Below are 24,272 nucleotides of genomic sequence, written 5' to 3'. Positions count from 1 at the left end.
AACGTTCCTGTCGAGGGAGGGGTCCGGGGCCGCGAGGACGTTTCGCTGATTGCCGAATCGTTCGCGACGTACGGTCGCGGTATGGACGCCCGGACCGAGCCCGCAGCCCGCACCGAGACGGACGTGGCGCACGTCGCCGCGGCGATCGGCGACCCGTCCCGGGCCAAGGTGCTGCTCGCCCTCGCCGGGGGCGGTGCGCTGCCGGCCAGCGCCCTGGCGGCCGAGGCCGGGGTGAGTCCCTCCACCCTCAGCGGCCATCTGGCCAGACTCCGGGAGGCGCGGCTGCTCACCGTCGAGCTCGACGGCCGGCACCGCTACTACCGGCTCGCCACCCCCGACGTCGCCCGCGCCCTGGAGCAACTCGCCCAGATCGCCCGGCCGTTGCCGGTCCGCTCCCTGAACGCCGACACCCGCGCCCGGGCCCTGCTGCGCGCCCGGCTGTGCTACGACCACCTCGCGGGCCGCCTCGGCGTCGCCCTGATGGCCGCCCTGCTGGCCGACGGCGTCCTCGGCGAGGAGCGCGCCGGCGACGAGGCCGCCGACGTCCGCTACGTCCTGACGCCGTCGGGCCGCCGTGCGCTGACCTCCTTCGGCGTGGACCTGGACCGGCCGCCGCGGCGCCGTTCGGCGGTCCGCTACTGCGTCGACTGGGCCGAGCGCCGCCACCACCTCGCCGGTCCGCTCGGTGCCGCCGTCACCACCCGGCTGTTCGCGCTGGACTGGCTGCGCAACGGCCGGTACCGGCGGGTCGTCCGGCTCACCGACGCCGGGCGTCGGGGGCTGTCGGAAACTTTCGGCCTCGCCCCCGAGCGGCTCGGCTAGCGCCGGAAACCCTCCCGCCAAACGCTTCACATTGCCGCAACATTTGGCTTCCCCTTGGCGCGAACACGTCGAGTAGGGTCCTGACCGGCGCAGACAGCGAGTCGAGGAGGCCGTTTCGTGACGGAGCATCAGGTAGCGGGGGAGCCCGTCGGAGGCGGTGCGTCCGAAGTGCGGACGCAGGAACGCCGATTGCGGCGCGACCTGGGCTTTTGGGGACTGACCGGAATCGGCTTCTCCAACATCGTCGGCTCCGGATGGCTATTCGCCGCCATGTACGCCGCGCAGACCGCCGGCCCGGCCGCGCTGCTGTCCTGGGTGGGCGCGGGCCTGCTGTGCGGGCTGGTCGCGCTGGTGATGATCGAGCTGGGGGCGTCCCGACCGGAGGGCGGCGGCACCGTCCGCTGGCCGCTGCTCGCCAATGGGCGGCTGGTCGGCACCCTCGTCGGCTGGTCGGTGCTGCTGTCGGTCGGCGCCACCGCCGCCGAGATCAGCGCCATCATGCAGTACACCGCGCACTACGTCCCCGGCCTCTACAACGGCCACACCCTCACCGCCTCCGGACTGGCCGTGGCCGCCGGCCTCAGCGTGCTGCTGACCGCACTGAACTGGTTCGCGGTCCGGCTCTTCGCCCGCCTCAACACCCTGGTCTCGATCTTCAAGATCGCGGTACCGGTCGCCACCGTGCTCGCCCTGATCGCCTCCGGCTGGCACTCCGGGCGCCTGACCGACCACGGCGGCTTCGCCCCGTACGGCTACGTCGCCTGCCTGACCGCGCTGGCCGGCGGCGGCATCGTCTACTCCGTCAACGGCTTCCAGGCCCCGATGGACTTCTCCGGCGAGACCCGCAACCCCCGCCGCACCCTCCCGTGGGCCGTCCTGGCCGGCATCGGCCTGGCCCTGCTGATGTACGTGGCGCTCCAGGTCGCCTATCTGTTCACCGTCCCCGAGAGCCTGCTCGGCGGCGGCTGGAAGGGCGTCTCCTTCGACTCGCCCTTCGGGCAGTTGGCGCTGATCCTCAACCTCCACTGGCTCTCCAGCCTGCTCTACGCCGACGCGGTGCTCTCGCCCGGCGGCTCGGCGTACGTCGGGGTGGCCATCGACGCCCGGCACACCTACGCGCTGGCCAAGAACGGCACCATCCCGCGCTACTTCATGAAGATCGACGAGCGCTCCGGCATGCCGCGCCGCGCGCTGGTGATCAACCTCGTGGTGATCGTGCTGTACCTGCTGCCGTTCGGCGGCTGGCAGGACATCGTCAGCGTCATGGGCGACATGTACCTGCTGATCTACTGCGCCTCCGCGGTCGCGGTGGCGGTCTTCCGCACCGACGCCGGCGGCGGCACCGCCGGGTGGGTACCGGGGCTGCGCTGGATCGCCCCGCTGAGCTTCGTGGTGGCCACCGAGTTCGTCTACTGGTCGGGCTGGCAGCACCTGCGGCTGGCGCTGCCGATGGTCCTCGTGGGACTGCTGATCTTCCTGGTGATGCGGCGGCCCGGCGCCCGGGCCGCGGAGAGCGACGGAGCCGGTCCGCGCCGCCCGCTGAAGGCCGAACTCACCACCGGCGCCTGGCTGGTGGTGTACCTCCTCGCGCTCACCGCACTGTCCTGGCTGGGCACCTTCAAGGGCTCCGGGCACCTGCCCGCCCCCTACGACTCGCTCACCGTGGCCGCCGTCGCGCTGACGGTCTTCTTCTGGGCGGTACGGTCCGGCGTCGGCCACCTGACGGCCGTGCGGCGTGCCGTCGCCTGAAACCCTCGTGCCCCGGCGGGAGCCGCCGGGGCGCCCGGTCGCCGCGGAGCGGATGCCGGACCCCGGAAATATGATGGGGCCATGCTTCGGCGTCGTCCCCCGCGGTCGGCGAGCGCCGACGATCTGCTGAGCACGCTCGGCCGGCTGACCGCCCAGGCGCGGGAGGGCGCGGAACTCCAGCGGGCCAGGGTCGAGCTGGCCGAGGTCCTCCAACGGGAGATGCTGCCGGCCACCCTCCCCGAGCTCCCCGGCCTGCGCACCGCCGCCAGCTACGTCCCGGCCCGGCACGGCCTCGCCATCGGGGGCGACTGGTACGACGGCTTCGCCCTCCCGGACGGCTCGCTCGCCTTCTCCGTCGGCGACGTGCAGGGCCACGACGTCGAGGCGGCCGCGTTCATGGGGCAGATCCGGATCGGGCTGCGGGCCGTCGCGGCCCACGCCCCCGACCCCGGCGAGGTGCTCAGCCGGGCCAACGACCTGCTGCTGTCCATCGACTCCGAACTCTTCGCGACCTGTACCTTCGTCCGCTTCGACCCGGTGTCCTGGGAGTTGACCAGCGCCCGCGCCGGGCACGTCCCCGCGGTGTGGGCCACCACCGACCGCCGGTGCGGCCTGGCCGAGGACCCCGGGGGCATCCCGCTCGGCGTGCTGCCGGGCCAGCACTATCCGGTCACCCGCCGGCGGCTCGCCACGGCGGGCGCGTTCGTGCTGCTCACCGACGGGGTGATCGAGGGCCCGTCGTTCCCCATCGACGACGGACTGGCGGAGGTGGCCCGGCTGGTCGGCGCGAAGGCCGGGGACGACCCGGCCGAGGTCGCCGAAGCGGTGCTGTGCGTCGCCGAACTCACCGGGCACACCGACGACGCCGCCGTGATCGTGCTGCGCTACGACGCGGACCGACGGGGGTGAAGCCCGGAGCCGCGAGCGCGTGTCGTCGCCGGGGCCCGGCCACCGGCGTTGTCTGATGGCAGGCGTGGTGCGCACCGGGGAGATCCGTCGGCTGGCGCCGGCAGCCCTGGGGAACCTCGCGCTCGCCGCCGTCTACTACGGAGCCGCGAAGGTCGGTCTGCTGGAGCAGGTGGTGGTCGCGGGGGCGGTGGTCACCCCGCTGTGGCCACCCACCGGCATCGCGTTGAGCTTCCTGTTGCTGATGGGCCTGCGGATGTGGCCGGGCATCGCGCTCGGCACCTTCCTGGTCATCTCCACGCTCACCAGGCTGGACCCCGCCGGCATCGGCGTGATCGTCGGCAACACCCTCGCCCCGGTGTGTGCCTGTCTGATGCTGCGCCGGGTCGGCTTCCGCACAGAACTGGACCGGCTGCGCGACGGGGTGGCCCTGGTGGTGCTGGGCGCGTTCGCCGCGATGGTGATCAGCGCGACGCTGGGCAGCGGCACCCAGGTGCTGACCGGGACGCTGCCCACGGGGGACTTCTGGCGCACCTGGGCGTCCTGGTGGGCGGGGGACGCGATGGGGGTCCTGGTCATCACCCCGCTGCTGTTGGCCTGCCGGACCGTCCGGTGGCCCCGGCACTTCCCCCTGTACCGCTGGGCCGAGGCGATCATGCTCCTGGTGGCCGTGGCGGCGGTCTCGGCGGTGATCACCCGCTCCTCGCTGTCCCTGCTGTTCCTGGTCTTCCCGGTGATCGTGTGGGCGTCGCTGCGGTTCCAACTGATCGGCGCGGCGCCCTGCGTGCTGGTGATGTCGGTCTGCGCGATCACCGCCGCCACCCGCGGGTACGGCCCGTTCGCCGGCCGGAGCCTGCTGGAGACCATGGTCAACCTTCAGGCCCTGAACGCCTCCGCCGCCCTCACCGCGCTGCTGCTCTCGGCGATCGTCACCGAGCAGAACGCCGTCCGGCGGCGGATCGAGCAGGCGTGCCGGGAGCTCGCCGAGGTGGTGGACCGGTTGGCGCCGGGGGAGAGCCGGCGCAGCTGGCCGCCGGAGCAGTGACCGGCCGCCGCCCGGTCACTCGCCCAGCAACTCGCCCAGGTCGTAGCCGACCGGCTCCTCCAACTGGGCATAGGTACAGCTCTCCGGCGTGCGGTCGGGGCGCCAGCGGCGAAACCGCGTGGTGTGCCGGAAGCGGTCGCCCTCCATGTGGTCGTAGCCCACCTCGCACACCCGCTCCGGGCGCAGCGGCACCCACGACAGGTCCTTCCCACCGCTCCAGCGGCTCGGGCCGCCCGGCATCCGACGGGCCCCGTGCGCCGCCTCGTCGGTCCAGTCGCCCCAGGGGTGGCCGGTCGCGTCGGCCATCCGCAGCGGTGCCAACTCCGCCACCAGCGCCCGCCGTTCGGCCATCGGGAACGAGGCGCAGACCCCGACGTGTTGGAGGTGGCCGGCGTCGTCGTGCAGCCCCAACAGCAGCGAGCCGACCACCGGGCCGCTCTTGTGCTCGCGGTAGCCCGCGACCACGCAGTCCGCGGTCCGGGCGTGCTTGACCTTGAACATCGCCCGGTCACCGGCCCGGTACGGCAGGTCCAACGGCTTGGCGATCACGCCGTCCAGCCCGGCGCCCTCGAACTGCGCGAACCACCGCCGGGCCAACTCCAGATCGGTGGTGGCGGGCGCGGTGTGCACCGGCGCCCGGGCCGGCCGCAACGCCTCCACCAGCGCCTCCCGGCGGACCGCCTGCGCCTCGCCGAGCAGGGCGGCGTCGTCCAGCGCCAGCAGGTCGAAGGCGACCAGCGACGCCGGCGTACGGGCCGCGAGGGTCCGTACCCGGGAGGCGGCCGGGTGGATGCGCTCCAGCAGCTCCTCGAAGTGCAGCCGGCCGTCGTGCGCGATGACGAGCTCGCCGTCGAGCACGCAGCGCGGCGGCAGTTGGGCCCGCGCCGCGTCGAGCACCTCGGGGAAGTAGCGGCTCAGCGACTTGGTGGTGCGGCTGGCGATCTCGACCTCGTCGCCGTCCCGGAACACGATGACGCGGAAGCCGTCCCACTTGGCCTCGTACTGCATGCCGGCGGGGAACTCGGCGACCGGCTTGGCGAGCATGGGGGAGACCGGGGGCATCACGGGCAGGTCCATGCCCCGATCCTGCGGGCCGCGGCCCGTTCCCGCCCGCCGGGCCGGCCGGCGCGCGCGGGCGTGCGGCGGAACCTAGCGTGGAGGCATGGCCGGAGCCGGAGCGGTGGAGCTGGACGTCGCGGGACGCGCGGTGCGGGTGTCGAACCCGGACAAGACGTACTACCCGGAGCGCGGCTTCACCAAGCTGGACGTTGTCCACTACTACCTGGCGGTAGCCGACGGCGTGCTGCGCGGGCTGCGGGACCGGCCGACGACGATGCAGCGCTTCCCCGACGGCGTAGAGGGCGAGTTCTTCTACCAGAAGCGGGCGCCCAAGGGGCTCCCGGACTGGCTGCCCACCGCTCGAATCACCTTCCCCAGCGGGCGGTTCGCGGACGAGATCTGCCCCGGCGAGCCCGCCGCCGTGATCTGGGCCGCCAACCTGGGGTGCCTGACGTTCCACCCCTGGCCGGTCCGCCGCACGGACACCGAGCACCCCGACGAGATGCGGATCGACCTCGACCCGCAGCCCGGCACCGGCTTCGCCGACGCCGCCGTGGTCGCCCACGAGCTGCGCGCGCTGCTGGCCGAGCACGGGCTGTGCGGCTGGCCCAAGACCTCCGGCGGCCGCGGGGTGCACGTCTATGTGCCGATCCGCCCCCACTGGACGTTCACCGAGGTCAGACGGGCCGCGATCACCGTGGCCCGGACGCTGGAGCGGCGGCTGCCGCAGCGGGTGACCGCCGCCTGGTGGAAGGAGGAGCGCGGCAGCAAGGTGTTCGTGGACTACAACCAGATGGCCCGCGACCGCACCATCGCCTCGCCCTACTCGCTGCGTGCCCGCCCGCGGGCGACGGTCTCCACCCCGCTGCGCTGGGAGGAGCTGTCCGCCGCCCAACCCGAGGACTTCGACCTGCTCACCGTCCCGCCCAGGTACGCCGAACTCGGCGACGTGCACGCGGACATGGCCGAGCACGCCTTCGGTCTGGAGTCGCTGCTGGAGCTGGCCGACCGGTACGCCGCCGACGAGGGCCTGGGCGATCTGCCGTATCCGCCGGACCACCCGAAGATGCCGGGCGAACCGGCCCGGGTGCAGCCGAGCCGGGCGCGCAAGCACTAGGACGCTTCTGCCGGATCGCCTTGCGGGGGCCCGGGAGTCTTGCGTTCGGAGCAATCGCGGGGGCCGTTGGAGTGGATGCGCGCCGTGCCTGCGAGGAAACGGACGGTGCGAGGTACCCATCACGTGTCCGATTTCCTGCCAATCAGGAGAAACGTAATGCGTAAGTTTATAGGCCGTTCCCTGGCCGTCGCGGCCCTTACCGCCGCAACCGTCGTTCCGGCCGCCGGTGTGGCCTCGGCCGCTCCCCAGAGCCAGACCGTTGCGGTGAGCGGCGACCACGGGCGCGGTGGCAACCACGGGCGTGGCGGCAACCACGGCCGCAACCACCGACGCCACGAGTGCCGGCACCACCACTTCCGCTTCGGTCACGAGGGCCGTGAGGGCCGCGAGGGCCGGCGGGGCGAGGAGGGCCGTTTCGGGTTCTTCGGCCTCCGGCACATCCTCCACCGGATCCTCAGCTTTTGGTTCTGATCGGAAGCAGCCCGGCGGGCCGCCGCAGTTGAGCAACTGCGGCGGCCCGCCGCTGCCGGTCCGGCGCCGCGGACCGGCGGGCCGGGGTCAGACCGCGGCGCCCGACTCCTCGGCGCGGCGCCGGAGTTCCTTCTTGTCCGGCTTGCCCACGTCGGTGAGCGGCAGCGCGTCGACGAAGGTGATCCGCGCCGGCTCGTACATCGCGCCGCGGGCCTCGCGCACCATGGTGCACAGCCGCTCGGCGTCGAGGTCGCTGCCGGGGGTGCGGACCACCGTCGCGTGCACCCGCTCCATCCGGTCGGCGTCGCGGACGCCGTAGACGGCGCTCTGGAGCACCTCCGGGTGGGAGTTGAGGAGGTCCTCCAACTCGGTGGTGTAGACGTGGCCGCCGACCACGACGATCATGTCCTTGATCCGGTCGACGATGGTCAAGTAGCCCTCGTCGTCCAGGAATCCGACGTCGCCGGTGTGCAGCCAGCCGTCCCGGAGGACCTCGGCGGTCAGCTCGGGCTGCTTCCAGTAACCCTGCATGATCATGGTGGAGCGGACACAGACCTCGCCGTGCTCGCCGTGCGGCAGATCGCGGCCTGACCCGTCCCGGATCACCACCTCGACGTCGTCGAGCACCTTGCCGGCCGAGCGCAGCCGGTCGGGGCGCTCGGGGTCGTGGTCCTCCGGGCTGAGCACGCTGATGCCGCCGGCCTCGTTCTGGCCGTAGCCCTGCACCAGCACCGGGCCGAACGTCCGTACCGCGTCGGCGAGTCGGGCCGGGGACGCCTGGCAGCCGCCGTAGGTGACCATGCGGAGGCTGGAGGTGTCGGTCGTCGGGCGGCTGGGGTGGTCCATCAACTGGTAGAGCAGCGGCGGCAGCAGGAACATCGCGGTGATCCGCTCGCGCTCGATGGTGGCCAGCGCCTCCTCGGCGTCGAAGTCGTCGAGGAGGACGACGGTGCCGCCGGAGTGCAGGACGGTGTCGGCCATGTAGCCGGCCCCGTGGGCGAGGGTGGTGCACACCAACTGGCGGTGCTTGACGCCCTCGAACTCCGGGAGGACGCCGCTGAACCAGCGCGCCTGCTCGAAGGTGGTGCAGATGCCCTTGGGGTGGCCGGTGGTGCCGCCGGTGTGGCGGATGGTGCAGATGTCGTCGGGGAGTGACGCGGCGGCGAGCGGTTCGTCGCTCTGACCGGCGGCCAACTCCAGGAGGTCCGTGCCCAGCTTGGCCGGGCCGAGCACCAGCACGTCCGGGACGGGCGCCAACTCGACCAGTTCCGCGGCCCGTTCGGCGAGGCGCGGGTCGACGATCAGCGCGCGGGTCTCGACGTCGCGGACGATCGCGGCCTGGGAGTCGGCGGAGAGCTTGTTGTAAAGGTGGTTGATCCGGGCGCCGACGAGGTTGGCGGCGTAGCGGGCGGCGATCGTCTCGGGGAGGTTGCCGCTCAGCAGGGTGACGGTGGTGTCGCGGCCGACGCCGCGGTCGCGCAGGGCGCGGGCCATGCGCAGGACCAGGGAGCGGAACTCGCCGGCGGTGACCCGGCGGCCCTGATGGACCAGGACCTCGTTGTCCGGGTCGTGGTTAAGCGCATCGAGGTTCTCCTCCACGTATATGCGGAACGAGTGGTCGGATATGGGCATCGGGGGCTTCCTCCTGACCCCGGCGGCGCGTGGGGTGCGCCGGGGCGCGACTAGCGATTATTGGTTGCCTCCAGCAACTAATCTCAGGGTAGACCCAAGAGATCGACATCTCCAACTCGGGAGTCCCTCAGGGGGCGTTGTCCGGCCAACCGGCAGTGGATCAATATCGTCAATCCGGTCGACCTGCCGGGGGAGTGCGGCGCATAATGCTCCATCCGGTTCCGTCCCCGCCCTGGTGGGCCGCGCTCTGCCTGCGGGTTCGTCCGGTGTCGAGAGATGATGGAGGGCAGCGGCAGCACGGCAGGGCCAGCCGTGCACGGAGCGCCACGGCTGTCGGCCTGGCAGGCCGGCGGAAGGAGTGCCTGGATGGGTGCGACCGACGCGTCCCCTGACGCTGTCGCCCAGGCCGGGGCCGGGCCGAGCCAGCCCGGTGGGCTGCTGGACCTCCTGGGTGTGGCCGCCGTCATGCTCGACGCAAAAGGCCGGATCGCGCTGTGGAGCCCGCAGGCCGAGAAGCTCTTCGGGTGGAGCGCGCAGGAGGCCCTCGGCCGGTCCGCCGTCCGGCTGCTGGTCAACCCCGAGCACGTCGACCTGGTGATGCGGCTGTTCGCCGGGGTGATGGCCAGCGGCGAGAGCTGGGCCGGGGTCTTCCCCGTCCGGCACAAGGACGGCAGCACCCGGCTCGTCGAGTTCCGCAACATGCGCCTCCAGGACGAGCACGGTGCCTCCTTCGCCCTGGGCATCGCCACCGACCAGTCGGTGCTGCGCGAGGTCGAGCGGGATCTGGCGCTCTCGGTGCGGCTGGTGGCCCAGTCGCCGATCGGGCTGGCGGTGCTCGACACCGACCTCCGCTTCGTCATGGTCAACCCGGCGCTGGAGCGGATCAACGAGCTGCCCGCCGAGCAGCACATCGGGCGGCACGTGCGGGACGTGCTGTCGTTCCTGGAGACCGACGCGATCGAGGAGCGGATGCGCGAGGTGCTGGCCACCGGCCGGCCGCTGCTGGACGACTTCTCCGCCGGCCCCACCGCCGACCACCCCGACGCGGACCTGGCCTGGTCGGTCTCGTACTACCGGCTGGAGGACGCCAACGGGCGGGTGCTGGGCGTGGCGACCTCGATCGTGGACGTCACCGAGCAGCACCGGGCCGCCACCGAGGCGGCCCGCGCGCGGCGGCGGTTGGCGCTCATCGCGGACGCCTCGGCGTCCGTCGGCACCACCCTCGATGTGGGCCAGACCGCCCAGGAGTTGGCCGATGTCATCGTGCCGGAGCTCGCCGATCTGGCCGCCGTCGACGTCCTCGACGCCGTCCTGGACGGCCGTCGGCCCGTCACGCTCACCCGCGGCGCTCCGGCCCGCTTCCGGGCGCTGGCGGTCGCGGCGGCCGGCGAGACACCCGCCGTCCGGGCCGCCGATCCCACCGGGGCGCTCGCCGCGTACGAGACCGAGCGGTTGATCACCCGCTGCGTCACCGAGGCCCGTCCGGTGCTGGTCGCCGAGGTGGGCCCGGAGGAGCGGCGGCACATCGCCGCCGACGGGCAGGGGGCCGAACTGCTGCGGGAGGCCGGGCTGCACTCCTACCTGGCGGTGCCGCTGATCGCCCGCGGCGAGGTGCTGGGCGCGCTGTCGCTGTACCGGATGGACAACCCGGTGCCGTTCGACGAGGACGATGCGGTGCTGGCCGTCGAGTTGGCCGCCCGGGCGGCGGTCTGCATCGACAACGCCCGTTCCTACCAGAGCGAGCGGCGTACCGCGCTCACCCTCCAGCGGCACCTGATGAACCACCGGCCGCCGCAGCCCACCACGATGGACATCGCCTACCGCTACCAGCCGGCCCAGGCGGCCAGCGAGGTCGGCGGCGACTGGTACGACGTCATCCCGGTCGCCGGCGACAAGACCGCGCTGGTCGTCGGCGACGTCATGGGCAGCGGCATCAACGCGGCCGCCACCATGGGGCAGTTGCGCACCACGACCCGCGCGCTGGCCGACCTCGACCTGGCGCCCGCCGAGCTGCTCGACCACCTCGACCACATCGCCGGCGGGCTCGACCCGGCCTTCGCGACCTGCCTCTACGCCGTCCACGACCCGCACCGCGAGGAGTGCGTGATCGCCATCGCCGGCCACCTGCCGCCGGTCGTGGTGCGGCCGGGCCGGGCGCCGGAGCTCCTGGACCTGCCCACGGGTGCCCCGCTGGGCGTGGGCGGCGTCGGTGAGGTGACGTTCGAGCAGACCACCGTGCCGCTGCGCGCCGGCGATCAACTGGTGCTCTACACCGACGGTTTGATCGAGACCCGCGACCAGGCCATCGACGCCCGGCTGGACCGGCTGCTCGCCCTGCTCGCCGAGCCCGAGCGGCCCCTGGAGGAGCTCTGCGACCGGCTCCTGGGCGAGCTGCGGCACGGCAACGACCATGACGACGTGGCGTTGTTGATCGCCCGGATCCGGGGCGGCGGCTGATTTTCCCACCCGGGAGGGGGTGGCGGCGAAAGTCGTCCGGTCGTCCGCCGAAGAATCCGCAGCGCGTCAAACATCCACGGAATCCGCGTGGCTAGCGACTTGATGGCATGGATAAGCGGGTTTGTGGCGCCGTTGGCTACGGATTTCGTTGCCATCAAGCCTTAATGAACTCTTGACGGGAGGGTCCCGCGGGGGTTGTATTCCGGTCACCGAAGCGGCCCCCGCAGTGCCTCCGGTGCGACCGCTCACCGGCACCTCCCCCACGTGCCGCCCGCTCCCTGCCCGCCAGCACCGATGGGACCCGGATGACCGATATGCCCACCACGCCAGTCGCCACCGCCGCCCCGCCACCAAATGCCCCGACCGCGACACCCGCGGACAGCCCCCAACTCACCCGGTCGATCGGTGTGGTCGGCGGCACCCTGCTCACCCTGTCCTGCCTGACCCCCGCGTCCTCGCTCTTCGTCATCGTCCCGGACTCGTTCGCCACCCTGGGCACCGGTACGGCGCTGACCATCGCCATCGCGGCGGTGCTGTGCGTCGGCGTCGCCTTCGCCTACTCCGAACTCGGCACCCTCATACCGAGTTCCGGCGGCGAGTACGCCATGGTCGGCACCCTGATGGGGCGGCTCGCGGGCTGGCTGGTCTTCGTGCTCTCGCTGATCGTCGTCATGATCGTGCCGCCGATCATCGCGCTGGGGACCGCCGACTACCTCGCCCCGGTCGTCCACTTGGACAAGCAGACGACCGCCGCCGCGGTGATGCTGCTGGCGACCGCCATGGGCCTGCTCGACCTGCGCGCCAACGCCTGGATCACCGGCATCTTCCTGGTACTTGAGGTGATCGCCGCGGCCGTCGTGGCGTTCCTCGGCTTCAGCCACAGCCAGCGGTCCGCGGCCACCCTCGTCCACCCCGTCATGGACGCCGGGCACGGCACCAGCACCGCGGTCACCGGTGGGCTGATCGTGGCCGGGCTCGCCACCGCGCTCTTCATCCTCCAGGGCTTCTCCACCGCGGTGTACCTGGCCGAGGAGATGGAGAACCCGCGGCGCAACGTCTCCCGCACCGTGCTGTGGACGCTCGCCATCGGCGCCGCCGTCGTCCTCGTCCCGGTCGTCGCCATCACCCTCGGCGCCCCCGACCTCAAGACGCTCGCCGCCGGTGACGTCGCCGGCATGGTGCAGGGCTGGAGCAACTCCGCCGTCGGCACCTTCGTCAGCCTCTGCATCGCCCTGGCCATCATCAACGCGGCCATCGTGATGGTGATCCAGAACTCCCGGGTGGTCTTCTCCTCGGCCCGCGACGGCGCCTGGCCGACCCCGGTCAACCGGATCTTCTCGCACGTCGGCAAGCGCTTCGGCTCCCCCTGGGCGGCCACCCTCGCGGTCGGGGTCCCCGGCGCCGCGCTGTGCTTCGCCACGCTCGACACGCTCAACGAGGTGACCGGCGTCGCGGTCGCCGGCATGTACGTCTTCGTCGCGCTGGGCGCCCTGGTCTCCCGCCGCGGCGACCACAAGCACCGGCTCGCCTGGCGGATGCCGCTGTGGCCGGTGGTCCCCGCGCTGCTCGTCCTCGTCCTGGTCTGGGTGCTGTGCCAGCAGAGCGCCAGGAGCCTGCTGATCACCGGCGGGCTGATCGCGGCGGCCGCCCTCTACTGGGTGCTCTACCTCCGCCCGCGGCAGGACAGCCACTGGGTCATCTCGGTCCCCGAGGACGAACTGGCCGCGGCCGCCGAGCCGGCCCGGACCTGACCGCCCGCCCTCAGCGGCCGGCGTCCGGCCGCGCCAGCGCGAGCGCGTCCAACAGCAGACACACGTGGTCGACGGCGTCCCGCCCGACGGGGCCGTCGGCCACGCCCGTGTCTTCCAGCAGACCGGCCGTGGCCCGCAGCAGGGCCAGCAGTTCCGCGCTCACCGGCGCCGCCGGCTCCGGGGGTGCGAGGGCGGAGCGGATCTGCTCGCCGCTGAGCGGCAGCCCCGTCTCCAGGTGGCGGAAGAGCGCGGCGGCGGTCCGTCGGTCGGCGTCGTTCGGCCGCCAGGCGCCGCGCGCATGGTGGTCGATGAGCTCGGCCGCCCCGGCACGGATCTCCTCTGCTGCAACATGCATGCCCACGAACGTCTCATACGCGCCCGGCGGCCCCCGGAGCGGCCCCGGGCGCCCGCCGGCCGCCCCCGCGCCCCGCCCGACTCCCGAGTAATCCCCGCTGACCTGGCACATTGCCCTCGACGCCGGGATCGCCCCGCAGATCGTCGGCCGGTGCGCAACCGTCCGGGCCTGTGGGAAGAGTTACACATACACGGACATGGGAGTGCGCACCCGTAGCCGGGAAACCTACCGAGAGGTTTTACTGACGCTACTGTGCGCAGGTTCTCCGGGTCGCTGCGCTGCCCGACAGCGGCTCGCCCACCGTATGGGGGAGGTGTAGAAAGAGGACATGGCCGGACGCTACGGCCGCCCGCGTTCGGTTCTGAGGATGCGAACTGTCGCTGGCCAGGTCTTTCTCCTGCAGGTGGCGATCGTGGTCCTGCTCGTCGCCGCTGCCATCGCGGCCCTGGTGCTGCAGTCCGGGACCGACTCCGAACGGGAGGCCCGGAACCGCTCGGTCGCGGTGGCCCAGAGCTTCGCCGACGCCCCGGGCATGGAGGCGGCCCTGAAGAGCCCCGACCCCACCGCCGTGCTCCAGCCCCGCGCCGAGACCGTCCGCAAGGGCTCCGACGTGGACTTCCTGGTCGTGATGAACACCCACGGCATCCGCTACACCCACCCGATGACCAACCGCATCGGCCAGAAGTTCGTCGGCACGCTCGGGCCCGCGCTGGCCGGCCATGTGGTCACCGAGGAGACCACCGGCACCATCGGGCCGCTCGTGCAGGCCGTGGTGCCGGTCGTCGGACACGACGGCAAGGTCGTCGGCCTGGTATCGGCGGGCGTCACCCTCAGCAGGGTGAGCGGCGTCGCCGACGACCAGTTCCCGCTGCTGTTCGGCTCCGCGGCCGGCGTGCTGCTGCTCACCACCGGCGGTACCGCCCTGGTCAGCCGGCGACTGCGGCGCCAGACCCACGGGTTGGGGCCGCAGGAGATGACCCGCATGTACGAGCACCACGACGCGGTGCTGCACGCGGTCCGCGAGGGCGTGCTCATCGTCCGCGGCGACGGGCGGCTGGTGCTCGCCAACGACGAGGCCCGGCGGCTGCTCGACCTCCCGCCCGACGTCGAGGGCCGCCAGGTCGCCGAACTGGGCCTGGACCCGGCCACCGCGGCGCTGTTGGAGTCCGGCCGGGCCGTCACCGACGAGGTGCACCCGGTCGGCGACCGGCTGCTCGCGGTCAACCAGCGCTCCACCGACGACGCCGGCGGCCCGCCCAGCAGCGTCACCACCCTGCGGGACACCACCGAACTGCGGGCCCTGACCGGCCGCGCCGACCTCGCCCGCGGCCGGCTGCGGCTGCTCTACGACGCGGGCACCGAGATCGGCACCACCCTCGATGTGGTGCGCACCTGCGAGGAGTTGGCCCGGTTCTGCGCCGCACGGTTCGGCGACATCGTCACCGTCGACCTGGCCGAGTCCGTTCTCAAGGGCGAGGAGCCGGGGACCGCCGGGCCGGCCGTGGCGATGCGCCGCACGGCCGTCGGCGGCGAGGTGCCCGACGGGTCGCTCTACCCGGTCGGCGAGCCCGTCCGGTTCGCGCCGACCACCGCGCTCGGGGTCCGGCTGCCGGTCGGCGAGCCGGTCCTGGAGCCCGACCTGGCCGCGTTCGCCGGCTGGCAGCGGCAGGACCCCGAGCGGGCCCGGCGGATCGTCGCGCACGGTATCCACTCGCTGATCGCGGTCCCGCTGCGGGCCCGCGGCGCCATCCTGGGCGCGGCGCTGTTCTGGCGCTCGCGCACCCCCGAGCCGTTCGACGAGGAGGACCTCTCGCTGGCCGAGGAGCTGGTCGCCCGCGCCGCGGTGAGCATCGACAACGCCCGCCGCTACACCCGCGAGCACACCATGGCGGTCACCCTCCAGCGCAGCCTGCTGCCGCGCGCGCTGCCCGAACAGAGCGCCGTGGACGCCGCGTTCCGCTATCTGCCGGCGCAGGCCGGGCTCGGTGGGCTGGGCGGCGTCGGCGGCGACTGGTTCGACATCATCCCGCTGCCCGGCGCCCGGGTCGCCCTGGTCGTCGGCGACGTGGTCGGCCACGGCCTGCACGCCGCCGCCACCATGGGCCGGCTGCGCACCGCCGTCCACAACTTCGCCAACCTCGACGTCCCGCCCGACGAACTCCTGTGGCACCTCAACGAGTTGGTCACCCGCATCGACCAGGACGAGGGCACGGACGGCACCGGCGAGGACCCCAAGTCCCCGATCACCGGCGCCACCTGCCTCTACGCCATCTACGACCCGGCCGCCGGGGTCTGCACCATGGCCCGCGCCGGGCACGTCCAACCGCTGCTGGTGCGGCCGGACGGCGGCGCGGAGTTCCTGGAGGTGCCCGGCGGCCCGCCGCTCGGGCTCGGCGGAATGCCCTTCGACACCTGCCGGTTGGCACTCCCGGAGGGCAGCAGCCTGGTGCTCTACACCGACGGGCTGGTCGAGGACCGTGACCGCGACATCGACGAGGGCATGGCGCTGCTGCGCCGCACCCTCGGCTCCGGCCCCGGCCGCACCCCGCAGGCGATGTGCGAGGCGGCGCTCGGCGCGCTGCTGCCGGACCGCCCGGCCGACGACATCGCCCTGCTGATCGCCCGCACCCGGCGGCTGGACGCCGCCCGGATCGCCGACTGGGACGTCCCCGCCGACCCGTCCGCGGTCGCCCGGGTCCGCGCCGCCGCGGTCGGCAGACTGAGCGAATGGGGGCTGGCCGACGAGGCGTTCACCACCGAGCTGATCCTCAGCGAGCTGGTCACCAACGCCATCCGGTACGCCAGCGGTCCGATCCGCGTCCGGCTGATCCACGACCGTTCGCTGGTCTGCGAAGTGGCCGACCGCAGCAGCACCTCGCCGCACCTGCGGTACGCCGCCTCCACCGACGAGGGTGGCCGGGGGCTGTTCCTGATCGCGCAGCTCGCCGAGCGGTGGGGCACCCGTTACACCGGCGACGGCAAGGTGATCTGGACCGAGCAGGCGCTGCCGGACCCGGCCCGGGTCCCGGTGGCGACCGGCGGCCCCGGGCACTGACCGGCGGGCGGGGCGGCTGCTAACCTCCAGTTGCGCGATGCGCGCAACTCGGCACGGAGGGCAGCCAGTTGAGGAGCGTCGGCCTTCAGGCGAGGAGGGGCGCAGTCGGATGACCGGTGGGGAACGTCCGGCCACCAGGCGCCGGCGGGAGCGGATGGTGGAGCTGCTCGGCGCGGGCGACGGCAGCGTGCACGCGCTCGCCGCCGCCTTCGGGGTCTCGCTGTCCACCGTCCGCCGCGACCTGGCGGCGCTCGCCGAGGGCGGCCGGATCACCCGGACGTACGGCGGCGCGCTCGACCACCGGGCCGTCGAGCGGTCCTGGCACGACAAGGCCCGGGAGCGCCGCACCGAGAAGGCCGCCATCGCCCGGGCGGCCGCCGGCCTGGTCCGCAGCGGCGACGTGGTCCTGCTGGACGCGGGCACCACGGCGGCCCGGCTGGCGCACGAGCTGCGCGCTCGCAGCGACCTCACCGTGGTCACCAACGGGCTGTCCGCGCTGGTGGAGTTGGCCGACGCGGAGGTGGAGGTGGTGGTGCTCGGCGGCCGGCTGCGGCGGCCCAACGAGTCGCTGCTGGGCACCCGCACCGACCAGGCGCTCCGCCGGCTCACCCCGGACCTCGCCTTCCTCGGCGTGGACGGTCTGGACCCGCGGCGCGGGGTCAACTGCCCGGACGTCGAACAGGCCGCGCTGAAGGAGACCATGGCGCGGTGCGCGCGGGCCGCCTGGGTGCTCGCCGACGGCTCCAAGCTGGGCGGGGGAGGGGGGTTCCCGTACTGGGCGGAGATGCCGCGGGGGACGGGGTTGATCTCAGGGGCGGGGGGAGACGGGGACGGCGGGGGCGACGACGGTGCGGCGGGCGAACGGTGGCTGGCGGCGTACGAGGCCGCGGGCTGGCGGGTGCTGTCGTGCGCGGAGCGGCCGGACGCCGCGGTACGACCGGATGCGGGAGAACGGTCCGACCACCGGGAGCCGTAGCCCTCGGCGGTGCACGCCCCTTGACAGGCCCTCCTGGCCCTCGCCACTCTCAGTGCGTGTATCGCGCAACTCAGTTGCGTGGTCCGGTCGTTGTGGTGCTGGCGGCGGGAGGGGAGCCCATGGCCCAGGTGCTTGTGATCGGCGACGACCTGACCGGCAGCAACGCCACCGGCGCCCGTTACGCCCGGCGCGGACTGCGGGCCGTCACCGTCGGCGACCCCGCCCGGGCGGCCCGCTACGCCCCGCTGGTGGACGTCCTCGTCGTCAACACCGCCTCCCGGCACTGGCCGGCCGCCCGCGCCTACGCCGCCGTCCGGACCGCCGTCGAGTGCGCCTGCGCCGTCGAGGAGCCGGCCCTGGTCGTCAAGCGGGTGGACACCACGCTGCGCGGCAACCCCGGCAGCGAACTCGACGCGGTCGCCGACGCGTTGGCGACCCGCACCCCTGCCGCGCCGCCGCGCACCCTGGCCGTCCCCGCCTTCCCGGACGCCGGCCGCACCACGGTCGGCGGGCTGCACCTGGTCGACGGGGTGCCACTGACCCGCACGGCGGTGGCCCGCGACCCCTTCGACCCGGTACGGCACTCCCGGGTCACCGCCGTCCTCGGGGCACAGAGTCGACGGACCCTGGACGAGCTGCCGTTGGACGTGGTGGAGCGCGGTACCGACGCGGTGGTCGCGGCGCTCCGGACGAGCCGGGCCGAGGTGGTGGTCTGCGACGCCACCGAGAACGCCCATCTGGGGACGGTCGCCCGGGCCGCCGCGTCCCTCGCCACCGCGGACGGCATCCGCTGGCTCGCCCTGGACTCCGGGCCGTTCGGCGCCGCCCTCGCCGACGCGCTCGGCATCCGCCCCGCGGCGGCCCCGGTGCGGGTGCTCGCCGTCGTCGGCAGCGTCACCGACCGCACCCGCGAACAACTCGCCCGTACCGAGGCGGCACTTGGCGCACGATGGGTCGGTCTCGACCCGGAACGACCCGACGTCGAACGGGCGTTGACGGGACTGCGCACCGCCGCCGCGGAGGGCGCGACCGTGCTCGGCGTCAACGTGCTGCCCATTGACCGCAGTTCGGACACCGCGGTCCCCGACCAGGAGACCGCCGCGGGCCTGCTGCGCTGCCTGGCCGAGGTCGCCCGGCGCGCGGTGGTCGAGCTGCGCCCCGGCGGGCTCTACGCCTCGGGCGGCGACGTCGCCGCCGCGGTCACCGCCGCGCTGGGCGCCGACGGCTTCGCCATCGACCGCGAGGTGCTGCCGCTGGCCGTCGCCGGACATCTGGTCGGCGGCCCCCACGACGGACTGCCCTTCGCCACGAAGGGCGGGCTGATCGGCGGGCCGGACGCGGCCCGCGACTGCCTGGAACACCTCCGCGCGGCCGGCACCCGCACCGCGCCCACCCCGGAAAGGCGACACATGAGCACAGCAGACACGGCGGACCGTCAGCAATCGAAGCACCGTCAACGTCCCCTGCTGGCCGTGACGTTGGGCGATCCGGTCGGCATCGGACCGGAGATCACCGCGCGCACCCTCGCCGATCCGGCGAGCGCCGGGCTCGGGCGCGGGCTGGCGGTCGGCGACGCCGCCGTGCTGCGCCGCGCCGTCGAGGTCTGTGGGCTCGACGTCCGGGTCAACCCGGTCGGCGCGCCCGGCGAGGCGCGGTTCGAGCCCGGCACCATCGACGTGCTGGACCTGGGGATCGCCCCCGCGGACCTGCCCTGGGGACGGGTCGACGCGGTCGCCGGTCGCTCCGCGGTGGCCGCGATCGAGGCGGCGACCCGGGCCGCGCTGGCCGGCGAGGTGGACGCCGTCGTCACCGCCCCGATCAACAAGGAGGCCATCTGGGCGGCCGGTTCGCGGCACCTGGGGCACACCGAGATGCTCGGCGAACTGACCGGCGCCGCCCGGGTGGACACCATGTTCGTGGTCCGCGGCCTGAAGATCTTCTTCACCACCCGCCACCTCGCGCTCCGCAAGGCCCTGGACCAGCTCACCGAGGAACGGGTCGGCGCGAGCATCCGGCACGCGGTCACCGCGCTACGGGTCTTCGGCCACGACCGGCCCCGGCTCGCGGTGGCCGCGGTCAATCCGCACGGCGGCGAGGGCGGGCACTTCGGCGACGAGGAGGTCACCGTGCTCGGCCCGGCCGTGGCCCGGGCGGCGGCCGAGGGCCTGGACGTGACCGGGCCGGTCCCCGCCGACTCGGTCTTCCACCAGGGTCTCGAAGGCCGCTTCGACGGGGTGCTGTCGCACTTCCACGACCAGGGCCACATCCCCGCCAAGACCGTGGACTTCGCCGGCACGGTGTCCGTCACCGTCGGCCTGCCGATCCTGCGGACGTCCGTGGACCACGGCACCGCCTTCGACCTCGCCGGCAGCGGGCGGGCCTCGCACGCGACCATGACGGCCGCCTTCCGCGCCGCCGCCGACCTCAGCCGCCACACGGACCGGATCCGCGCCGCCTACGGGACGGCAGCCGCCCGATGACCGACGCTCCCCGGGCCGGCGACGCCACGGGCGGCGCCGCGCCCCCGGCCCAGCGCTGGGCCTATGTCATCCCGGTCGCCGCCATCATGTACATGCTGGCGTACCTGGACCGGAACAACGTCTCCGTCGTCCTCCCCTACCTGCACGGCGACCTGGACCTCTCCAACGCCGACAAGGGCCTGGTCGGCGGCATCTTCTTCGTCGGCTACGTCTTCCTGCAGATCCCGGCGGCGGTGCTCGCCCAGCGGTGGAGCGCCCGGAAGACCGTGCTCATCCTCATGGTCGCCTGGGGCCTGTCCGCGATGCTGTCCGGACTGGTGCAGACCCGGGCCCAGTTCTACGCCGCGCGGTTCGTGCTGGGCTTCTTCGAGGGCGGCGTCTGGCCGGCCGTGCTGATCCTCCTCGCCTCGTGGTTCCCGCTGCGCGAGCGGGCCCGCGCCAACGCCCTGTGGATGGCCTGCCTGCCACTGTCGTCGGTGCTGATGGCGCCGCTCTCCGGCTGGATGCTGGACCACGCGAGTTGGCGCTGGGTGCTCGTTCTGCAAGGGGTGCCGCCGCTGCTGTGGGCGGTGGTCTGGTGGTTCGCGGTCGCCGACCGTCCCGCGCGGGCCCGTTGGATCTCCCGCGCGGAGGCCACCCACCTGGAGCGCGCGCTCGCCGCCGACGAGGCCGCCAAGTCCCCCGCGGGCGGCGGCTCTTACCTCGGCGCGGTCCGCCAGCGCTCCGTCCTGGTCCTGATCGGCGTCTACTTCTTCTGGATCACCGGCTTCTACGGGTTCAGCCTGTGGCTGCCGGCCGTCATCAAGGAGCTCACCCACGACGGCTCGGCCACCGAGGTCGGGCTGCTGACCGCGATCCCGTTCGCCGTCGCCCTGGCCGCGATGATCGCCAACGCGGCCTGGTCCGACCGCACCGGCCGCCGACGGCAGGCGGTCGCCCTCCCCCTGGTCGTGGGCATCGGCACCCTCCTCCTGGGGCAGGCGGTGCACGGCGCGCTGCCGCGCATGGTGCTGCTCTGCCTTACCGCCGCCGCGGTCTACGCGCCCTACGGCCCCTTCTGGGCGATCCCCGGCCAGCTCCTCCGCTTCGAGGTGGTGGCGGTGGCGATGGGCCTGATCAACGCGCTGGGCAACCTCGGCGGCTTCGCCGGCCCGTACCTGGTGGGCTGGCTCACCGACGCCACCGGGAGCAGCCTGACCGGCTTCGCGGTGCTCGCCGGATTCCTGGCCGTCGCGGTCATTCTGGTGACGCTCGGGTTGCGGCCGGCCTCGTCACCGCCTCAGGGGCGCGCCCCGGAGATCCCCACGCCGACCGCCAACTCCTCACCACCTGAGGAGAGGTGACGGAGCAGGGTTCGGTGCGGGCGGGGTGGGGCGCGGCGGTCTCGGGGCGGCTCACGCGATTGGTGGCAAGGCAGGTTTTAATGGCTTTCGCCAGGGTGATTCCTGAAAAGGTCGATATCCCCCTCGTTACTCCTGAGGAGCAGACATGCGCATCCGCGCCGCGATCGCAGCCAGCGCCCTGGCCGCCACCATCGTCCTGGGTGGGGCGAGTGCCGCACTCGCCGGTGGGAAGCACCACCACCACAAGGGCTGGTTTGCCGGATACTCGTTTGACGCGGCCATCATCGATGGCAACCCGGTCTTCCACGAGGGTGCCCACAAGGGCGGCTTCGAGCACGGCAAGAGGCACCACGGCCTGAAGTGAGCGGCATAGCTCCTGCGCGACGACATCGGACACAGCAACAGCGGATGCCGGTCGGGAACCACCTGCGGGTGGCCCGGCCGGCATCCGTCGTAGGGGGCACCGGATCGCCGGCCGCGCGCTCAGGCGTCGGACGACGGCTGGTGCGGAGGGATCTCGGGGAGCGCGTGCAGCGCCAACAGGCCGCGGACGAAGCCCTTCCGGTCGGCCGCCGGGAGGCCGGCGAGCAGGCGTTCCTCGCCGCGTTGGATGTCGGCCCGGACGGCGTCCCGTAGGCGGCGCCCTTCTGGGGTGAGGGAGACCAGTCGGACCCGGCGGTCGGCGGGGTCGGGGCGGCGGCGGATCAGGCCGCGGGATTCCAGGTCGTCCAGGACCGGGATGATCCGGGTCTTGTCGGCGCGGATGGCCTCGGCCAGTGCGGCCTGGGTCCGGATCGGGGTCGCGTCGAGGCGCAGCAGCACCGAGTAGGCCCACATGGTCAGGCCGTGCGCGTCCAGGACCGGCCGCTCGGCGTCCACCAGGGCGCGGCTCAACGGGACGAGCATCGCGGCCAGATCGGGGCGGGCGCCCGCCGGTCCGGTGGTCGGGGTGTCCGCGGGGTCGGTGTGCTCGGGCATGCACAGGAAAATACCCCTTGACGGATGATGTGCTTGAGCGCATCGTAAGCGCATGCATATGAATAGCGAACGGGACGCGGAGCTGGACCGTCTGCGGGGGCTCAACGCCCGGGCGGTGCGCGGCGGTGTGGCGCTGGTGGACCGGTTGGCGCCGGGCGACCTGGCCCGGCCGACGCCGTGCGCGGGGTGGGACCTGGCGGCGTTGCTCGGTCATCTGACGGCCCAGCACCGGGGGTTCGCCGCCGCGGCGCGGGGGAGCGGGCGGGAGTTGGAGCACTGGGCGGTCCGGCCGCCCGGTGAGGACGTCGCGGCGGCGGCGGACGAGTACCGGCGCGCGGCGGAGGACGTCATCGCGGCGTTCGCGGCGGTGGACGACCCCGATCGCCCCTGCACGCTCCCGGAGTTCACCGGTGAGCAGACCTTCCCGGCCGTGCGGGCGATCGGCTTCCATCTGATCGACTACGCCGTCCACGGGTGGGACCTGGCGCGCACCCTGGAGCTGCCCTACGACCCGGACCCCGAACTCCTCGGCGCGGCCCTGCCGATCGCCCGCGCCGTGCCGGACGCCGGCAACCGGCTCGCCGACGGGGCCGCCTTCCGGCCCGGCCTGCCGGTGACGGGGGAGGCCGGGGAACTGGACCAGATCCTCGCGATGTTGGGGCGGGCGCCGGACTGGCGGGCGCCGGCGGGGAGCACGCCGTGCGGGGAGGGCGGGACGCCCGGCGTTTGGTGAACGGCGCATTGCCGCCGCGTACGGGGGAGTTGGGCCGCGGGGCTCGACCAAGGGGCGGCTGGTTTCGGCTCGTTCCTCGCGGGGACGTCAACAGGACGTTCCGCAAACTGTTGAAGCGGATAGGGGTGGGTGGGCGCCGCACGGGACCGCCTCGGGCGCCGTGCAGTCGGAAGCAGCGCGACGGAAGGAAGGCACGCGATGGGCAGGGCCACGGCCGTCAACGGCGTACTCGACGTACCCGTCATCGACATCTCCGCCTGGGCCGACGGGTCCGCCACGGACCGGGCCGGCATCGCCGCGGAGGTCGACCGGGCGGCGCGCACCGTCGGATTCATGCAGATCAGGGGGCACGGCGTCCCCGAGGGCGCGGCGCGGGCGTTCGCGGCGGCGCTGGACGCGCTCTTCGGCCTCCCGATGGACGGTAAGAAGGCGCTGCGCGCCCCGTCGCCGGACGTCAACCGCGGCTACACCCCGCCGCGCACCGAGAAGCTCAGCCTGAGCCTGGGCGTCCCCGCGGCGGCCGAGGACCTCTTCGAGGCGTTCAACGTCGGGGCGGAGGCCGCCGCGTTCCCCGGGCTCGACCTGCCCGAGGCGCACTATCCGGCCAACATCTGGCCCCAACTGCCGGGATTCCGGGCGACGGTGGAGGAGTGGTGCACCCAGGCCGGCGGGCTCGCCAGACGGCTGACCGGGATCTTCGCGCACGCCCTGGGGCTGGCGACGGACTACTTCGCACCGTTCACCGACCACTCCCTCGACGTGCTCCGGATGAACAACTACCAGCTCCCCGAGCGCGCACTCGTCGTCGACCGCGACCAGATGGGCATGGGCGCCCACACCGACTACGGTATCGTCACCGTGCTGTGGGCCGACCGGGTTCCCGGACTCCAGATCCTGGACACCGAGGGACGCTGGCACGACGTGCTGCCCGAGCCGGGGTGCCTGCTGGTCAACCTCGGCGATCTGCTGGCCCGTTGGACCAACGACCGGTGGCTGTCCACCCTGCACCGGGTGCTGCCGCCGACCGACGCCGGGGGGCGGATGGTGCGCCGCCGCTCCGCCGCGTTCTTCCACGACGGCAACTGGGACGCCGAGATCAGTTGCCTGCCCACTTGCGTCCCCGCCGGCGCAGCCCCGCTCTACCCTCCCACGACGGTCGGCCGGCACCTCGCCGAGAAACTGGGCGGCTCGCGCGCCGGAAGGCCCAACGCCAACTCGCCCCGCGAGGCCGCCCGACTGCTTGCGGCCCGGGGGGAGTGAGCGTCAATTGTGGTGTCGCTGGGGGCATCCTGCGCGAACCCTCGTGGTCCGTGTAGCTGTCGGTGGCGGGGAGCGGCATCCCT

The 24,272-nt window shown here is 73.5% G+C and carries 19 protein-coding genes; 15 read left to right on the top strand and 4 right to left on the bottom strand.

Features of this window, described 5'->3' with window-relative positions:
* Positions 1-81: 81 nt before the first annotated feature.
* From ACIQU6_RS24880 to ACIQU6_RS24865, 4 genes are all read left to right on the top strand, one after another.
* The gene (locus tag ACIQU6_RS24880; RefSeq protein WP_403483882.1) at positions 82-822 is read left to right on the top strand and encodes an ArsR/SmtB family transcription factor; all 741 of its coding nucleotides are present in this window, start codon (positions 82-84) and stop codon (positions 820-822) included.
* Between the two features lie 189 nt (positions 823-1,011).
* On the top strand, positions 1,012-2,571 hold the full coding sequence (locus ACIQU6_RS24875) for an APC family permease (protein ID WP_403483907.1): 1,560 nt from the start codon (positions 1,012-1,014) through the stop codon (positions 2,569-2,571).
* A gap of 81 nt (positions 2,572-2,652) precedes the next feature.
* Positions 2,653-3,480 carry a PP2C family protein-serine/threonine phosphatase gene (locus tag ACIQU6_RS24870; RefSeq protein WP_274911839.1) on the top strand — a complete coding sequence of 276 codons (828 nt, stop codon included), beginning with the start codon at positions 2,653-2,655 and terminating at the stop codon, positions 3,478-3,480.
* A gap of 64 nt (positions 3,481-3,544) precedes the next feature.
* Positions 3,545-4,522, top strand: a complete 978-nt coding sequence (locus ACIQU6_RS24865) for an MASE1 domain-containing protein (protein ID WP_403483881.1) — start codon at positions 3,545-3,547, stop codon at positions 4,520-4,522.
* 15 nt (positions 4,523-4,537) lie between these two features.
* Here ACIQU6_RS24865 and ACIQU6_RS24860 read toward each other — a convergent pair whose 3' ends face one another.
* A complete protein-coding gene (locus ACIQU6_RS24860) occupies positions 4,538-5,599 on the bottom strand; it encodes an ATP-dependent DNA ligase (RefSeq protein WP_403483880.1) in 1,062 nt (353 codons plus the stop codon).
* Positions 5,600-5,684: 85 nt separating this feature from the next.
* On the opposite strand from ACIQU6_RS24860, the gene ligD reads away from it, so the two are divergent.
* Positions 5,685-6,698, top strand: a complete 1,014-nt coding sequence (gene ligD / locus ACIQU6_RS24855) for a non-homologous end-joining DNA ligase (RefSeq protein WP_403483879.1) — start codon at positions 5,685-5,687, stop codon at positions 6,696-6,698.
* A 156-nt stretch (positions 6,699-6,854) separates the two neighbouring features.
* Positions 6,855-7,169, top strand: a complete 315-nt coding sequence (locus tag ACIQU6_RS24850) for a hypothetical protein (RefSeq protein WP_403483878.1) — start codon at positions 6,855-6,857, stop codon at positions 7,167-7,169.
* 87 nt (positions 7,170-7,256) lie between these two features.
* Here ACIQU6_RS24850 and ACIQU6_RS24845 read toward each other — a convergent pair whose 3' ends face one another.
* A complete protein-coding gene (locus ACIQU6_RS24845) occupies positions 7,257-8,801 on the bottom strand; it encodes an AMP-binding protein (protein ID WP_403483877.1) in 1,545 nt (514 codons plus the stop codon).
* Positions 8,802-9,167: 366 nt separating this feature from the next.
* Here ACIQU6_RS24845 and ACIQU6_RS24840 point away from each other — a divergent pair, with 366 nt between their 5' ends.
* Together ACIQU6_RS24840 and ACIQU6_RS24835 are read left to right on the top strand one after the other, a co-directional pair.
* Positions 9,168-11,258, top strand: a complete 2,091-nt coding sequence (locus tag ACIQU6_RS24840) for a SpoIIE family protein phosphatase (protein ID WP_403483876.1) — start codon at positions 9,168-9,170, stop codon at positions 11,256-11,258.
* Between the two features lie 305 nt (positions 11,259-11,563).
* Positions 11,564-13,009 carry an APC family permease gene (locus ACIQU6_RS24835; protein WP_403483875.1) on the top strand — a complete coding sequence of 482 codons (1,446 nt, stop codon included), beginning with the start codon at positions 11,564-11,566 and terminating at the stop codon, positions 13,007-13,009.
* 10 nt (positions 13,010-13,019) lie between these two features.
* On the opposite strand, the gene ACIQU6_RS24830 is transcribed toward ACIQU6_RS24835, so the two are convergent.
* Positions 13,020-13,364, bottom strand: coding sequence for a hypothetical protein (locus ACIQU6_RS24830; protein ID WP_403483874.1), 345 nt, complete (start codon positions 13,362-13,364; stop codon positions 13,020-13,022).
* 328 nt (positions 13,365-13,692) lie between these two features.
* Here ACIQU6_RS24830 and ACIQU6_RS24825 point away from each other — a divergent pair, with 328 nt between their 5' ends.
* The 5 genes from ACIQU6_RS24825 to ACIQU6_RS24805 all read left to right on the top strand — a co-directional run bounded on the left by ACIQU6_RS24825 (position 13,693) and on the right by ACIQU6_RS24805 (position 21,582).
* Positions 13,693-16,419 carry a SpoIIE family protein phosphatase gene (locus tag ACIQU6_RS24825; protein WP_403483873.1) on the top strand — a complete coding sequence of 909 codons (2,727 nt, stop codon included), beginning with the start codon at positions 13,693-13,695 and terminating at the stop codon, positions 16,417-16,419.
* Between the two features lie 109 nt (positions 16,420-16,528).
* The gene (locus ACIQU6_RS24820) at positions 16,529-17,395 is read left to right on the top strand and encodes a DeoR/GlpR family DNA-binding transcription regulator (protein ID WP_403483872.1); all 867 of its coding nucleotides are present in this window, start codon (positions 16,529-16,531) and stop codon (positions 17,393-17,395) included.
* Positions 17,396-17,514: 119 nt separating this feature from the next.
* Positions 17,515-19,875 carry a 4-hydroxythreonine-4-phosphate dehydrogenase PdxA gene (pdxA, locus tag ACIQU6_RS24815; protein ID WP_403483871.1) on the top strand — a complete coding sequence of 787 codons (2,361 nt, stop codon included), beginning with the start codon at positions 17,515-17,517 and terminating at the stop codon, positions 19,873-19,875.
* Positions 19,872-21,218: an MFS transporter gene (locus tag ACIQU6_RS24810; RefSeq protein WP_403483870.1), complete on the top strand. Its 1,347-nt coding sequence runs from the start codon at positions 19,872-19,874 to the stop codon at positions 21,216-21,218. The genes pdxA and ACIQU6_RS24810 overlap by 4 nt, the downstream gene beginning before the upstream one ends.
* 145 nt (positions 21,219-21,363) lie before the next feature.
* Positions 21,364-21,582, top strand: a complete 219-nt coding sequence (locus tag ACIQU6_RS24805) for a hypothetical protein (protein WP_403483869.1) — start codon at positions 21,364-21,366, stop codon at positions 21,580-21,582.
* Positions 21,583-21,701: 119 nt separating this feature from the next.
* Here the strand turns inward: ACIQU6_RS24805 and ACIQU6_RS24800 are convergent, their stop codons facing one another.
* Positions 21,702-22,196, bottom strand: a complete 495-nt coding sequence (locus ACIQU6_RS24800) for a MarR family winged helix-turn-helix transcriptional regulator (protein WP_403483868.1) — start codon at positions 22,194-22,196, stop codon at positions 21,702-21,704.
* 52 nt (positions 22,197-22,248) lie between these two features.
* Between ACIQU6_RS24800 and ACIQU6_RS24795 the strand changes: the two genes are divergently transcribed.
* Complete coding sequence (locus ACIQU6_RS24795) at positions 22,249-22,929, top strand: TIGR03086 family metal-binding protein (RefSeq protein WP_403483867.1); 681 nt, start codon at positions 22,249-22,251, stop codon at positions 22,927-22,929.
* 198 nt (positions 22,930-23,127) lie between these two features.
* Entirely contained in the window at positions 23,128-24,189 is a 1,062-nt protein-coding gene (locus ACIQU6_RS24790) for an isopenicillin N synthase family dioxygenase (RefSeq protein WP_403483866.1), read from the top strand.
* Positions 24,190-24,272 lie beyond the last annotated feature (83 nt).

It is taken from the genome of Streptomyces sp. NPDC090442 (assembly GCF_044769405.1).
Lineage (GTDB): Bacteria > Actinomycetota > Actinomycetes > Streptomycetales > Streptomycetaceae > Streptomyces.
Note: the sequence above shows the minus strand (reverse complement) of the source record. Positions and strands in the feature narration are given on the sequence as shown.